This window comes from Pseudomonas sp. KH_017 (genome assembly GCF_057840285.1).
The window spans coordinates 3,172,526-3,186,459 of the sequence record NZ_CM174509.1 but is presented as its reverse complement, the minus strand read 5'-3'; the positions used below and the strand labels follow the sequence as shown (position 1 = coordinate 3,186,459).

Annotated in this window: 12 protein-coding genes and 2 pseudogenes; 3 read left to right on the top strand and 11 right to left on the bottom strand. The window is 56.8% G+C overall.

Features of this window, described 5'->3' with window-relative positions; translation table 11 throughout:
* Positions 1–85 precede the first annotated feature (85 nt).
* From AC3IT6_RS14515 to AC3IT6_RS14505, 3 genes are all read right to left on the bottom strand, one after another.
* Positions 86–862: a pyrroline-5-carboxylate reductase family protein gene (locus AC3IT6_RS14515; RefSeq protein ID WP_489350601.1), complete on the bottom strand. Its 777-nt coding sequence runs from the start codon at positions 860–862 to the stop codon at positions 86–88.
* Complete coding sequence (locus tag AC3IT6_RS14510; RefSeq protein WP_489350599.1) at positions 852–1,559, bottom strand: TetR/AcrR family transcriptional regulator; 708 nt, start codon at positions 1,557–1,559, stop codon at positions 852–854. The genes AC3IT6_RS14515 and AC3IT6_RS14510 overlap by 11 nt, the downstream gene beginning before the upstream one ends.
* Positions 1,560–1,768: 209 nt before the next feature.
* On the bottom strand, positions 1,769–2,890 hold the full coding sequence (locus AC3IT6_RS14505) for a mandelate racemase/muconate lactonizing enzyme family protein (protein ID WP_489350597.1): 1,122 nt from the start codon (positions 2,888–2,890) through the stop codon (positions 1,769–1,771).
* A gap of 458 nt (positions 2,891–3,348) precedes the next feature.
* Between AC3IT6_RS14505 and AC3IT6_RS14500 the strand changes: the two genes are divergently transcribed.
* Positions 3,349–4,116 (top strand): SDR family NAD(P)-dependent oxidoreductase, encoded by a 768-nt coding sequence (locus AC3IT6_RS14500; RefSeq protein ID WP_019690394.1) that lies wholly within the window; start codon positions 3,349–3,351, stop codon positions 4,114–4,116.
* Between the two features lie 12 nt (positions 4,117–4,128).
* Positions 4,129–4,884: an SDR family NAD(P)-dependent oxidoreductase gene (locus AC3IT6_RS14495; protein WP_489356457.1), complete on the top strand. Its 756-nt coding sequence runs from the start codon at positions 4,129–4,131 to the stop codon at positions 4,882–4,884.
* Between the two features lie 110 nt (positions 4,885–4,994).
* On the opposite strand, the gene AC3IT6_RS14490 is transcribed toward AC3IT6_RS14495, so the two are convergent.
* Positions 4,995–5,774 (bottom strand): SDR family NAD(P)-dependent oxidoreductase, encoded by a 780-nt coding sequence (locus AC3IT6_RS14490; protein ID WP_489356455.1) that lies wholly within the window; start codon positions 5,772–5,774, stop codon positions 4,995–4,997.
* Positions 5,775–6,044: 270 nt separating this feature from the next.
* Here AC3IT6_RS14490 and fdhA point away from each other — a divergent pair, with 270 nt between their 5' ends.
* Positions 6,045–7,244 (top strand): formaldehyde dehydrogenase, glutathione-independent, encoded by a 1,200-nt coding sequence (fdhA, locus tag AC3IT6_RS14485; RefSeq protein ID WP_489356453.1) that lies wholly within the window; start codon positions 6,045–6,047, stop codon positions 7,242–7,244.
* A 102-nt stretch (positions 7,245–7,346) separates the two neighbouring features.
* Here fdhA and AC3IT6_RS14480 read toward each other — a convergent pair whose 3' ends face one another.
* The 7 genes and pseudogenes from AC3IT6_RS14480 to AC3IT6_RS14450 form a co-directional block, all read right to left on the bottom strand.
* Positions 7,347–8,264, bottom strand: a complete 918-nt coding sequence (locus tag AC3IT6_RS14480; protein ID WP_489356451.1) for a DMT family transporter — start codon at positions 8,262–8,264, stop codon at positions 7,347–7,349.
* A gap of 36 nt (positions 8,265–8,300) precedes the next feature.
* Positions 8,301–9,284: a GlxA family transcriptional regulator gene (locus AC3IT6_RS14475; RefSeq protein ID WP_489356449.1), complete on the bottom strand. Its 984-nt coding sequence runs from the start codon at positions 9,282–9,284 to the stop codon at positions 8,301–8,303.
* An 84-nt stretch (positions 9,285–9,368) separates the two neighbouring features.
* Positions 9,369–10,028, bottom strand: a pseudogene (locus tag AC3IT6_RS14470) (ABC transporter permease); the annotation flags it as partial.
* 19 nt (positions 10,029–10,047) lie between these two features.
* A complete protein-coding gene (locus tag AC3IT6_RS14465) occupies positions 10,048–11,394 on the bottom strand; it encodes an NAD(P)/FAD-dependent oxidoreductase (protein ID WP_489356447.1) in 1,347 nt (448 codons plus the stop codon).
* Positions 11,391–12,908 carry an aldehyde dehydrogenase gene (locus AC3IT6_RS14460; protein WP_489356445.1) on the bottom strand — a complete coding sequence of 506 codons (1,518 nt, stop codon included), beginning with the start codon at positions 12,906–12,908 and terminating at the stop codon, positions 11,391–11,393. Before AC3IT6_RS14460 ends, AC3IT6_RS14465 begins: the two co-directional genes overlap by 4 nt.
* Positions 12,901–13,812, bottom strand: a complete 912-nt coding sequence (locus tag AC3IT6_RS14455) for a dihydrodipicolinate synthase family protein (protein ID WP_150755494.1) — start codon at positions 13,810–13,812, stop codon at positions 12,901–12,903. The genes AC3IT6_RS14460 and AC3IT6_RS14455 overlap by 8 nt, the downstream gene beginning before the upstream one ends.
* A pseudogene (locus AC3IT6_RS14450) lies at positions 13,809–13,934 on the bottom strand (GntR family transcriptional regulator); the annotation flags it as partial. The pseudogene AC3IT6_RS14450 and the gene AC3IT6_RS14455, both read right to left, overlap by 4 nt.

Here is a 13,934-nt window from a genome sequence, read left to right as displayed (position 1 = left end):
GGTCAAGGGCCGCACGGAGCGTCCCATGACGCCTTCTGCAGTGAAGGCCCTTCAGCGGGCCTTCCCTGTATATCCCCTGCCCCGGCTACATTCCCCGCCGCGCAACCTCAGCGCCTGCATTGACTGCCCGCCCCACAATGGATTCGATGTCCTGATCGGCCATCGATTGCAGCGCTGCTGCCGTCACACCACGGTAAGCCATCAACGACTCAATCATTTGCCGCGGATCGCGGCTGGCAAGCATCTGGCCGCCCCCCACCACCACGCCTTGTGCAGCGCGCTGGGCGATGGCAAGGGGAATTCCCGCAGCCACCGCCTGATTAGTCAGTGCCATTTGCAACATTGCTGGAAAGGCCGGCCCAGTCCCGGACAGCGCGCTGAGGTAATCAATACAGTCTTCATCAGGCACTTCGTCCGCTGAACCTACGCACTCGAACAGTCGTTGCACCCACTGGCGGTCGCGTTCAACAAGGTTTCCGGCACAGTGCCAGGGCGTGAACGACTGCCTGATGTCCACGGCCGCATTCGGCATGGCCCGCACCACTGCATCCGCACCGGTGGCCGCGCTGATGGTTGCCGCCGGAACTCCGGCCATCAGGGAAATCACCAGCTTGCCGCGGACGTTGATCCGCAGTTCACGAAACTGCTCCGGCCGAATGGACAGCACGACAATATCGCTGAGGTCCACCAACTGTTGGTTGTCGGCCAGCAGTCTCACGCCAGGCTCGAAGGTACTGACGCCGGAGCGGTTCGAGATCAACAAACGGTCAGGCCCGATGAGCCCGCTATCGAGCACCGCCTCGGCGATTGCGCGCCCGAGCCAGCCGGTGCCTCCGATGATGCCCAGAGTTCTATTCTCCATCGGCAGTCGACTCCTCGAATGTTTCGACCAAGGGAACGAAAACGCCGGGCTCCTTTTCGGCGTAGCCGAACTTTCCATAAAAGCGGTCCAGCTCGCGCCGCTTGGGTACTTTGCCGGTAAACACACTCACGTACTGAGGAATCCGTCGAAATCGTACGACGATATCTTCATTGGTTTTCATGGAGATGTAGCCGATCTGCGTGAGGTAGATCGTCCTGGCCCGAACATCGGCCCCCTCGCCGTCGTAGCCAAACCGTCGGAACATCGCGGCCAAGGCATTCATCCGTGCCTCATCGGCCAGAGCGATTTCAGCAGTGACCTCGTCCGATTGCAGCGCCCAACTGCGCACGGCAAATTCGAACTGCGAGTCGAACAGTTCAGGGTTCACCCAACACTCGAAGACGTTGAGAATCGCTTCGGAAATACTTTCTGCGTAACTCTCGCATTGGCTGACCATACCGCCGGTGTTCTTGTCCCGCCATCGAGCCAGGAGTGCCGCGAGCAGCTGTTCCCGATCTTCATAGAACCAGTAAAAGCTGGTACGAGACAAATTCAAGCGTTTGGCCAGCGGCATCACCCGTACAGCATCCACACCCGACTCTTTAAGAGCATCGTAAGCGGCGTCCAGCCAGCCATCGACGGAGCCTCGCCAGCCTGCGTCCTGCGCTTTGGTTTTCGCCCTTCCTGTCTGTGACATTCGGGTACACCTTTAATTTGAGAATTCTTCTCCACTGTACACCCCAAAGATCTGTGGCGTACACGGCATGTACATAGGCGTACATTTTCGAGACGCTCGTTCGCCAAATCAATGGACCCGAATCAATTCACGGGTCAAAAAAACGTGGATTCCACACAAAAAAACGCGGCGCACGAAGTACTTCATGCGCCGCGCTGCTGGAGATCAACTCAGCGATAGATCGCTACGGGTTCACCGACGACGTCCCGATTGATCGTGATGCCCAATCCTGGGGTCTGCGGGGCACGGATACGGCCATCCACTACGGGAATGTCGACGTGCGCCGTGATCGGTGGATACATATCGCGCGTATCAAGCACGCAGCGCAGATTTCGGTGTGGGATAGATTGCCCGAGGTGAGTCAGCGCAGCGAACGCCACCTGTGAGCCAGCGGTCTCCTGGACACTCATCGTCAAGCCGGAGGTCATGCACATGTCGCGTAGACGTCGGGCTCTGGTCAGGCCGCCATGTTTGGAGACTTTCAAGCCAATACCGTCTGCAGCCTTCTCGCTGATCAGTTGCATCACCGAAGCTTCATCCGTCGCCAGCTCGTCCATGATCAGCGGCACATTGGTTCGCTGGCGCAGGGACATGTGCTCAGCCCAGGTGGCGCACGGCGCCTCAATCACGAAGTCCAGCCCGGATGGCAGCAGCTTCAGCATGCGCAATGCATGTTCTACCGTCAGGCCACCGTTGCAATCAACGATGAAGTATTCCTCGGGGCGGGCATCTGCAAGTGATGCCTCAATACGCGCGGCATCCAGCGCGGGGCCCCCCTCCTCCGGTGTCGCGCCGACCTTCACCGAATGCCCCAAGTATCCTTGCTTTCGAGTCTGAGCAACTCGACGACGCATGTCATCGGGGTCGCCGGCATAGGTCGAGTCGATAATCGGCATGGACAGTCCTGTACTGCCCCCCAGCAGTTCACACACCGGCATCCCGACCGCTTTGCCCAGGATGTCCCAGCAAGCCACATCAATCGCAGCTTTCGCATGAAGGTGGCCCATCAAGGTGCTGTCCATGAGATCGTTGATTCGATCAAGCTGCCGGGGATCCCGGCCGATAAGCAGGTCCGCCATTTCGGCGATACCCGCTCTCACACCCAGAGCGTGTGCTGCAATATAGTTCGGGCCAAAAGGCGTCGACTCGCCCCAGCCTTCAAGACCAGTGTCTGTGCGAATACACACTATCGTGGAGTCAAAACTTGTGTAAGTACGGCCGCCTGACAGCTTATAAACGCCGCCAGCATAGGGTAGATCGACTTGATAAACTTCAATTTCAATGATCTTCACAAACACTCTCCTGTAGGGGGGGGGATGCAACCTGTCTTCAGTTTTTTTATTAGTCGGCGGATTTGCCAAGAGAATGTTTGCTTTGCGCGCAAACAAATAGACTTTACTGGTGGTTATTTATTATTCATTAGGTGCTCAAACCCTTTGCATTCAAAGACCTAGATGTTGCCAGCAAAAAAACAGTGCGACTTGTAAATTGCGAGTGTGTAGCGATCTACTTATAGAAAACATAGCAGCAGATATTCACCACCCATAATGATATTTTAGATAGATAAATGATGACTTCACGTTATGAGCGGCTGACGGTTTTCAACCGGTCTGGCGCGATTGCAAATGCTCGAGTCAGAAATTTTGGATAACGTCTGGTTATCTTTGGCCCCGTAAAAAAGTTATTGGACGCTGCGATCCATTGAAATTAAATAATGGCTGCGCCAAAAAACTACCAGGTAGGTTGCCATATGAAATTCAATAATAAAGTGGTGGTCATTACCGGCGCTGCCGGCGGTGTCGGCCAGGCGTTAGCGTTATTGTTCGCCCGAGAAGGCGCAAAGCTTGTTTTATCTGATCTTGACGAAGCCGGTTGCAAATCAATCTCAGCCAAAGTTCGTGACTTGGGCGCCGAAGTGCACTACGTGGCAGGCGATTTACGCCGAAAAGAATATTGCGAAGCGATTGTCCAAACCGCCGTCGATATTTTTTCGGGGATCGATATCGTGTTGAACAATGCGGGCATCATTCCCCGAGGCACGATTGAGGAAACCACTGACGACATGTGGTTTGACGCCATGGGCGTAAACCTGAATGCAGTGTTCTTCATCTGCCGTGCCGCGATACCGCACATGAAAAATCGCCCAGGCGCCGCAATCGTCAACACATCATCTGTCTGGGGAATTTATCCAGGCCCCGCCCACGTGGCGTATTGCACAAGCAAAGGGGCCGTCGCGGCGTTAACCAAAAATCTGGGCCGCGATTGCGCCCCTTTGGGCATCCGTGTCAACGCCGTATGCCCGCACGAAATCAATACCCCGATGATACGCAGCGGCTTTGAACGTCGCGGCCTGGATCCGGACAAAGCCGTGCAGGAGCTAAACAAGAGCGTGCCACTAGGCCGTATCGCCGAGCCCGAAGACATTGCGGATGTCATCGCATTTCTGGCGTCCGACGAGGCCAGGTACATCGCCGGTGAAACGGTAGAAGTCACAGGCGCCAAGCCGGTGTCCGGCTAAGGAGAGGTAGCGATGCTCAACGGTAAAAATGTAGTGGTGACCGGGGGCGGCAGAGGGATTGGCCGAGGCATCACCGAACAATTGCTTGAGGCGGGAGCTACTGTGTTGATCGCTCAGCGTCAGGCACTGGACGCCGACTTGCAAAGTCACCCTCAGGTCTATTTCGTCGAGGCAGATCTCGCTTCGGTGGAATCCCCGGGTTTGATCGCGCAAATAGCCCGGGAGCAGCTCGGCGGAGTCGATGTCCTGGTGAACAATGCGGGGTTCATGTTCGAAAAATCGATTGATGAGATGACCGAGCAGGACTGGGATCGCATGATGGCTGTCAATCTGCGGGCGCCAGCGTTCTTGTGCAAGGCGTTGGTGCCTCAGATGCGTCAGCGAGGCGGTGGCAGCATCATCAACATCGGGTCGATCGAAGGGATAGGCGCCAACCCTGAACATGCCGCGTACTGTGCCTCCAAGGCTGGCATCCATGGGCTGACCCGAGCCTTGGCAATCGATCTCGGACGGGACGGCATTCGCTGCAATGCCATTGCTCCAGGGTGGATAAATTCCGAGTTGAGTGATGCATATCTCGCCGCTCAAGCTGATCCGCGTGCGGCGCACCAGGCACTCCTGCGCCTTCACCCGGTCGGACGTACCGGATTGCCGGCGGATGTTGGCGGGACAGTCGTTTTCCTGGCCTCGGAGTCATCGGCCTTCATCACCGGGCAGGTGCTGGTGGTGGATGGGGGGCGCACGGCGAAACTGCCACTGCCGTTTTGATCGAATCAGCCCGACTTGCGACGGAGGGAGTCACTTACCCTCCTCCGTTGCAGGTTGCGCGGAACCAGACTCTGGTTCGCTGCAAAATTTTGCGGCGGGCAACGCATTGATTACTTGGGTGCTTTGTTCTCTATCAGGCAATTGCCACCATCGATCACCAGCAACTCACCGGTAATGTAACTGGACTCAGGTGAGGCCAGGAACGTAACGGCAGCAGCAACTTCTTCCGGGCGACCAGCTCTGCCAACCGGAACATACTTCGCTGCATTCTCTTCCTCTGGAGTGCTTGACCCTGTGGCGATCCAGCCAGGCGCGACCGAGTTCACAGTGATTCCATAGCGCGCGACCTCAAGGGCCAGGCTCATGTTCATACCTACCATCCCGGCTTTGGCCGCAGCATAAGCAGCCTCTCCTGGATTACCTGCCCGAGTGCCAGTCGTGGAGCTGACATTGACGATACGGCCGTAGTGTCTGTTGCGCATCCCCGGCAAAATTCCACGGGTCAACAGGAAGGCGGTTGTCAGATTTCGAGCAATTGAAAGATTCCAGCTATCGACACTCATGTCCGCCAGATCGGCAAAAGGCTCCGGATGACCTTGGGCGGCCATGCCGGCATTGTTCACAAGAATATCGATTCGCCCCCATACCGATTCGGCCCAAGTGGTAAGTTCAAGGACTTGATCCTCTTCACTCAAGTCCGCCGTACGCCCTTGCGCCTCAAATCCTGCGGCACGTAACTCCTCCACCCGATCATGGATGCGAGCGCTGCTGCCTGTGACAATCAACCTCACGCCCAGGCTGCCCAGACGCTTCGCAATCGCAATACCAATTCCTCGCTCACTACCGGCTCCGCTGACAAGCGCTACCTGACCAGTCCAGTCCGCAATCATCGCGTTTACTCCTATCGTCCGGGGTTAGCCCTGAATCCATGGAAATTGAGGGGAAAGAGATACTCGACAGGGACTAAATGCTCTCGCAGGGTGCTGATACCAAGCGTAGGATCGATACGATAACTGCTAATCACGCGTCGTTGGAAGGTGACTTCCAACCAATCTGCATTCACGCGCAAACGCAAGACATATACCACTGCACTGTAAGGCCGCGCGCCCCTTCGCAGTACAAGGGCCGTGTTCTCACAACAACAAAAGCGAGGTGAAAGCATGTCTGGTAATCGTGGTGTCGTGTATCTCGGCGCAGGCAAGGTCGAGGTGCAGACCATCCCCTATCCGAAAATGGAAGACCCGCGCGGCAAGCGCATCGACCACGGCGTAATCCTGCGCGTGGTTTCGACCAATATCTGCGGCTCCGACCAGCATATGGTGCGTGGCCGGACCACGGCCCAGGTCGGGCTGGTGCTTGGCCATGAGATCACCGGCGAGGTGATCGAGAGGGGCCGTGACGTGGAAAACGTGCAGATCGGTGACCTGGTTTCGGTGCCGTTCAACGTCGCCTGCGGCCGTTGTCGCAGTTGCAAGGAACAGCACACCGGCGTATGCCTGACGGTCAACCCGGCGCGCCCCGGCGGTGCCTATGGCTATGTGGACATGGGCGACTGGGTTGGCGGCCAGGCCGAATACGTGCTGGTGCCGTATGCCGACTTCAACCTGCTGAAGCTGCCCGACCGCGACAAGGCGATGGAGAAAATCCGCGACCTGACCTGCCTCTCCGATATCCTTCCGACCGGCTACCACGGCGCGGTGACCGCCGGTGTCGGCCCTGGCAGCACGGTGTATATCGCCGGTGCCGGTCCGGTCGGACTGGCTGCTGCCGCCTCCGCCCGTCTGCTGGGTGCAGCGGTGGTGATAGTCGGCGACGTCAATCCGCTGCGTCTGGCGCATGCCAAGGCCCAGGGCTTCGAGATCGCCGACCTGACCCAGGACACTCCGCTGCACGAGCAAATCGCCAACCTGCTCGGTGAGCCGGAAGTCGATTGTGCGGTCGATGCGGTCGGCTTCGAAGCCCGTGGTCACGGCCATGACGGCGCGCAGCACGAGGCCCCGGCCGACGTGCTCAACGCGCTGATGGGCGTGGTGCGGGTCGCCGGTAATATCGGGATCCCGGGTCTGTATGTCACCGAAGACCCGGGCGCGGTCAACAAAGCCGCCAAGCATGGCAGCCTGAACATCCGTTTCGGCCTCGGCTGGGCCAAGTCCCACAGCTTCCACACCGGCCAGACCCCGACGATGAAGTACAACCGTCGGCTGATGCAGGCGATCATGTGGGACCGGATCAACATTGCCGAGGTCGTCGGCGTGCAGGTGATCAGCCTGGACGACGCGCCGCGCGGTTACCACGAGTTCGATGCCGGGGTGCCGAAGAAATTCGTCATGGATCCGCACAAGCTGTTTAGCGCAGCCTAAGAAGTAGGTTGGGAAAAGGGCAGCTTTGAGCTGCCCTTTTTTATGGCCGTGCTCATCCAGGAAACCAACCACACATTGATTACTTCATACACTCAGGTACGTTCACGCCTTCGCTTTAATCGCATACAGCCCCCCGATAATCACCAACGCTGCGCCGACAACCACCCAGGTATCCGGGCGCTCGGCAAAAACGATCACCCCAATCAAAGTGGCGAACACCAGAAGCGCATAGTTGAAAGGCTGCAGGGTAGAAGCGGTTGCGTATTTCAGTGCTTGAATGAACAGAATCTGAGCGACTACGCCCGTCAATGACAGGATCCCCATCAAGAGGCCTTGGACCGGAGTCGGAGAAACCCATGCGGGTAGCCCCGCAAATGTGACTGTCAGGGCACCCACACTTGCCATAAAGAGCATGTTCGTAGCAAAGGCGTCGTGCTGGCTAATCCGGCGCGTCAGTACGTTGAACACCGCAAATGCTAAAGCCGCCAGCAGGGGAATCAGCGCCGCGAGTTCAAAAACGCCCGCGCCTGGTCGAAGGATGATCAGTGTCCCGGTGAACCCTATGGCGGCGGCAATCCAGCGCCGCAGACCTATGAACTCCCCAAGCACGGCCCCCGCCAATGCCAGTGCCATCAGCGGAAATACGGCATAGAGCGCATGCATTTCGGCCAGGCCCAAATATCGTAGCCCCACTGCAAACAGTATGGTTTCACCCACGGCTAACAGCGCTCGAATGATTTGGAGCCAAGGGTGCTTACTGCGAAATGACTCTTTGCCCCTACCTTGGTAGGCGGCATATCCGAGGGCAAAAACGACAAACACCCAATAGCGCACCATGACCAGTTGGGCAACCGGGAAGTCTTTGACAAGCAGCTTGGTTATTCCGTCCTGGCTCGCAAAGATAAGCATTGAAAGCAGACATAAAAAAATCCCGAGTTGGGGCCTTGCGACGCCAGGACTAGCAGCAACGGTGGGCGCAGCATTTTTTGTTCGATCGCACTTCAATCGCAACTCGGTCATGCCCTCCTCCCTAAAATTTTTGCGACAGCCCGGTTTTTACTTCACCAACCGTGTTTCTCTCGAAGGCCGGTAACCAAAATACGAGCTGTAGCATTTGCTGAAATGGCTCGGTGAAACAAAGCCGCATGCGACCAGCACGTCAACCTGAGACAGCTCTGTGTGCTGAAGTAATCGCCGTGCTTCGGTAATGCGCAATTCCAGGTAATACCGTTGCGGCGTGGTACCCAGTTGCTCTTTGAACAAGCGCTCAATTTGTCGACGGGAACGTCCGGCATAGACCGCCAGTTGGTCCATTTGCAACGGTTCTTCCAGGTTGGCGTCCATCAGTTTGACCACTTCTTTTAGGGGGGCGCTCAACGAGATGTTCTGTGTCGGTTTGATACGCCGATACCGCGACTCTTCGAAAGACAAAATGTCTTCGATGCCCTCGACAAGCGCCTTGCCATGCAGCCCTTTGATCCACTCGAGAGCCATATGAAAAGCACCCGCCGGGCTCGAAGCCGTGAGCCGGTCTCGATCCATGACAAATGCTTCACTGGTGACATGCGTGACTTTTGAAATTTCTGCGAGCGCAGGTCGGTGTTCGGGATGAATCGCACAACGATACCCCTCAAGCAAACCTGACACGCCTAAAAACCACGCCCCATTCCACAGCCCGGCCAGGGTGATACCCAGTTCCGATGCCGTTTTAAGGATGCTGATCAGCTCGTGATTGACTTTGAGTTCGGTGCGATAGCCGCCGCATATGACCAGCAAATTAAGGTCTTTGAGTGCCGCCACGTCCAAACGCGCATCCGGTCGAATGACCAGGCCAAGGTCGCTGGTAACCTCTCCGTCTTGCACCCCGAAGGTTCGTGAAGAGAACAACGTTGGACGCAAAAGGTTGGCAGTGACAATCGTATCGAGCGCTTGCGTAAATGCAGGCAACGAGAAGTGCTCGAGCAGTAAAAATCCTGCCCGAGCATGAGCCGTCTGCTCACTCCGGGTCTCTTCCACATAGCGCAGGTTTTTACCTTTCATACACCCGCTGAAATCTCGTCGCTCGATCACTTTACGCCTCGCTTCTTTACACTGACGAACGTCGCCAACGTTCAGCCGCCCCCTTCAAAGGAGTTTGGTGGGGGAGTGACGCTGCAACGCGCCCCATGACAGTCGATCCAACAGCAGTGCAATAGCGACAATGGCCAGGCCCGCTCGAAGGCCCAATCCCATCTCCATCCTGGAGAGGCCACGGGTCACTTCAGCCCCCAGACCGCCCGCCCCCACCAGACCTGCCAACACCACCATCGCCAACGACATGAGGATACATTGGTTCAGGCCTACCAACAGCGTGGGTGCAGCAGTCGGCAGTTCAATTTTGGACAGAATGTCTTTAGGTGAAGCACCGGACGCCTGGCCCAACTCGAGTAGGTCCTTGGGCAGCTGCTTGAAGGCCAGGGTCGTCAATCTGAGCATCGGCGGGATGCCGTAAACAATCGTTGCGATGATCGCGGGCACCCGCCCCAAGCTGAACAGCATCACGGCGGGGATCAGGTAAACCCAGGGCGGCACCGTTTGCATGATGTTCAGAATCGGCAGCAACGCTTCATCTACACGCTTCACCCGGGCGGCCAGAACCCCCAACGGGAAAGCGATGGCGACAGAGATCAGGACCGACACACTGACGAGCGCAATCGTCTGGATGGACGCGACCCAAAGGCCCGCGAACAAACAGAAAGCCAACATCAGCGCAGCGAAAATAGCGACTCGTTTATTGGCAAAAAAAGAAGGCCACAACGACGACTTAACCTTCTCGCCCGGCCCAAAATTCATGCCAACGAATGACCGAACTGACGCCCAGCTTCGTTATTATTTGGGGGGGGAGCCTGCTGGGCCCTGGCGCGTGACTGATACTTTCCAGAAAATCAGAACGTATACCCGAAGCCAATTCCGCCGCCATTACACCTGCCAGAGTGCTCTTGACCGTTCCCAACCCATTTTCGCAGCAAGCCGAATACAGGTTTTCTTCGATCTCGCCAAATGCAGCGGCGCTGTTACGACTCAAACACAGACGGCCGGCCCAGCTGAATTCCAACGCAGTGGATTTCAGTTCCGGAAAGCGGGCGTCCAAGGAGTGTCGCTGTTCCTTGGCCACCGCCGCTACACGCTCCGGCGTGACCTGGATACTCGGGTCATAGGTGAACTTTGTCCGGATGACGATACGCGAAAGACCGTCTGTAGAGATTTTACGAACAGTGGCCCCCATTGGATCAGCTGGCAACAATGCCCACTTGGCTCTACCCGGCACGTCTTTCTTGAATGCATCATCACTGTACGCTGCCGTCATGGAGGCGTACGTAAAGACGTGCAGCAGGCGTCCCTGATAATGACCAAAGTCTTCAATGTGGCCGTTAACCCCAAGAATGACCTTGGGTGCGTGCACCGTCCCGTTATGAGATCGAGCTCTCCAACCGCTTCCCTGCTTGGTCAATTCAATAATCGGAGTGCGTTCGAACAGCGTGATTTTCTCTTCGAGCCCTGCTGCCAGGTCTCTAATGTATTGCGCGGGTTGTATCAACACTGCGCCGGGCGTGTAGATCCCACCGTGGTAATAGGTGGACCCGGTGATTTCGCGCATTTGCGCGGCATCAAACATCTCGAACTTCTCGCCGATGCGCTCAAGGGATTGTGCGTAATTGACGTTCAGCTTCAATCCCCGCTCAGTGGCGGCCGCGTTGATCTTCCCTGAAGGGTCGAAGGTGTCTGGCGACATACCGTACTCGCGTGCCGCCTGCGCAGCGAAATCAATCGCAAAACGATTTTGCGTGATCTCCAGCGCCGTTGCAGACTCACTCGCCACGGAGTATTCCCCGGACGACAGACTGTGCGGCACATCGATCATGAAACCAGAGTTCCTGCCTGCCGGCCCCTTGGCGACTTCATGAGCATCGACCACAACAATGCTGTCACCGGGGTGTAACTGTGAAAGTCTGCGAGCGGCGGACAAGCCGGCAAACCCGGCACCGATAATCAGCCAATCCGCCGTCACGTTTCCATCAAGCATGCGGACAGGCGCAGTGCGTGCGGAAATCGCCTCCCAACCTGAAACCCCGGTATCTACCGGCAGGCGCTTGATGGTATGGGTGCTCATTTTTCGGTCTCTTCATCCGACCGATCAGACACATCGATCCAGATTGTTTTGATTTCGGTGTACTGGTCATGGGCGAAAATGGATTTGTCCCGACCGCCGAAGCCCGACTCCTTGTAGCCGCCGAATGGCGTCGAAGCATCGCCCTCACCAAAGCAGTTGACGGTGACGATGCCCGCGCGAATTTCCCGCGACAACCTGATCGCCCGGCGCAGACTGGCGGTGTACACCGAGGCTGCCAGGCCGTAGACCGTGTCATTGGCCAGAGCAATCGCTTCGGAGATCGTATTGAAGGTGGTGACCGAAAGAATCGGGCCGAAGATCTCTTCCTGAAACAGACGGTTGTCTCTACCGACACCGTCTATCACGGTCGGCTCTACGAAGGCACCGTCTTTGGTTGCGCCGCCATACACGACTGCGAGCTTCCCGGCAGTGGCGTGCTCAAGGTACGACTTCACTTTTGCGAAATGCTCTGGGCTGACCAGCGACCCTACGCGGTTTTCCGGATCGAGTGGGTCACCCATCTTCCATTCGCGGATGTAGGCGCCGATGCGCTCCAGCAGCTCGTCTTTAACAGACGCATGGACGATCAGACGCGAGGTCGCGGAGCAGTTCTCGCCCATATTCCAGAACGCGCCATTGACGACATGCTGAGCGACGAGATCCAGGTCTTGCGCATCGTCCATCACCACAGCCGGGTTTTTCCCGCCGCACTCAAGAACGATGCGCTTGAGGTTCGAATCGGCGGCGTAATGCAGGAAGCGGCGGCCGGTCGCAGTGGAGCCGGTAAAGCTCACCATGTCGACGTCGTTATGCAAGCCAATGGGCTCGCCAACCTCTTTGCCCGTGCCGGTCACAATGTTGAGTACACCAGCGGGTATACCGGCTTCAAACGCCAGCTGAGCGACACGCAACGTGGTCAGCGATGTTTGCTCGGCAGGTTTGACGATGACCGAACAACCCGCAGCGAGCGCCGGGCCGATTTTCCAGGCCAGCATCAGCAGCGGGAAGTTCCAGGGCAATACGCAGCCCACCACGCCGATCGGCTCCCGGACCACCATGGTCAGCGCGTCGCTGCCCACCGGGGCGGTGTTGTCATAAATCTTGTCAATCAGTTCTGCGTGCCAGCGGATCGTGTGGATGGTGTCCGGGATGTCGACCAACTGACATTCACTGACCGGTTTGCCGCTATCGAGACTTTCGAGGACGGCCAGTTCGTGTTGATGGCTTTCAAGCAGGTTTGCAAACTTCAACAGAACCGCTTTGCGCTCCCGAGGAGAAATCGATCTCCAGCGTCCATCCTCGAAGGCCTCTTTGGCGTTACTCACCGCAAAGTCGATATCCTCAGACGAACAGGCAGCGACGTCTGTCAAAAACTCACCCGTTGCCGGGTTGTTCGTGGCGAAGGTTTTGCCGGAGATCGCGGGCTTGAACGCGCCATTGATGAACGCCTTGGATGGCAACGAAATGTCTTTGGCGAGAGCGGCATATTCGGCCTTGCTCAGAAGATCACCCATGGCTGGCTCCCGAAGAAATGTTGGCTACGTTACGTTTGAGTTCAGTAATGACCGACGCGAAACTCTGCTTTTCGTCCGCTTCAAGTGGCTGCAATGGCAGGCGCACGTTACCGACTTTCAATCCGGCAACCTCGCAACCGTACTTGATCGACTGCACGAACTTGCCACCGTCCAGGGCATTCATCAGCGGCATCATTGCCGACATGATTTGACGGCCTTTGTCGAAGTTCTTTTCGATCACGCAGGCTTCATAAAGCGCAACGTGTTCCTTGGGCAGGAAGTTGGAACCTGCGCACACCCAACTGCGGGCACCCCAGGCAAAAAACTCGAGGGCCTGGTCATCCCATCCGCAGGACAAGGCGATGTTGGGGAACTGCCGGGCCAGCATATGCACCTGGCCCATGTCGCCGGAGCTTTCCTTGATGGCGACGACGTTTTTAGATTGGCTGACACGCGTGAAATATTCTTCATCCATCGAAACGCACATGCGGCCCGGATAGTTGTAAAGCATGATCGGCAAGTCCGCTGCGCGATCGATAGTGAGCGCGTGAATCGCGTTTTCCTGTGAGGTTGGCAGCGCGTAAGGCGGGGACGTGACGAGAATCGCGTCCGCTTTGATCGATTTGGCATCCTTGGCGTACTGAACCGCATCTTCGGTACGAATCGCCCCGGTGCTGACGATCAGTTGCACCCGAGTGCCGATCACATCTTTGGCGTAGGCTGCCAACTCGGTGCGCTCTTCCGAAGTCTGCGCATAATATTCACCGGTCGAGCCGCCGATAATAATGCCATGCACCTTCGCCTCAATCAGCGACTCCAAAACTTCCGAGTACACATCCCAGTCAATCTCCCCATCAGAGTTATAAGGAGTTACTGCTGGCGTATAAATACCTTCAAATTTCAAGATAAATGCTCCGAATGGGAGTTAGGTGGAAGATCAACGAGCGCGCCAGCTTTGATGCCTTGAGGCGCGATAAAGATCTCTATGTTTTCACGGGACAGTTCCCAATGCTCAAACACGAGATC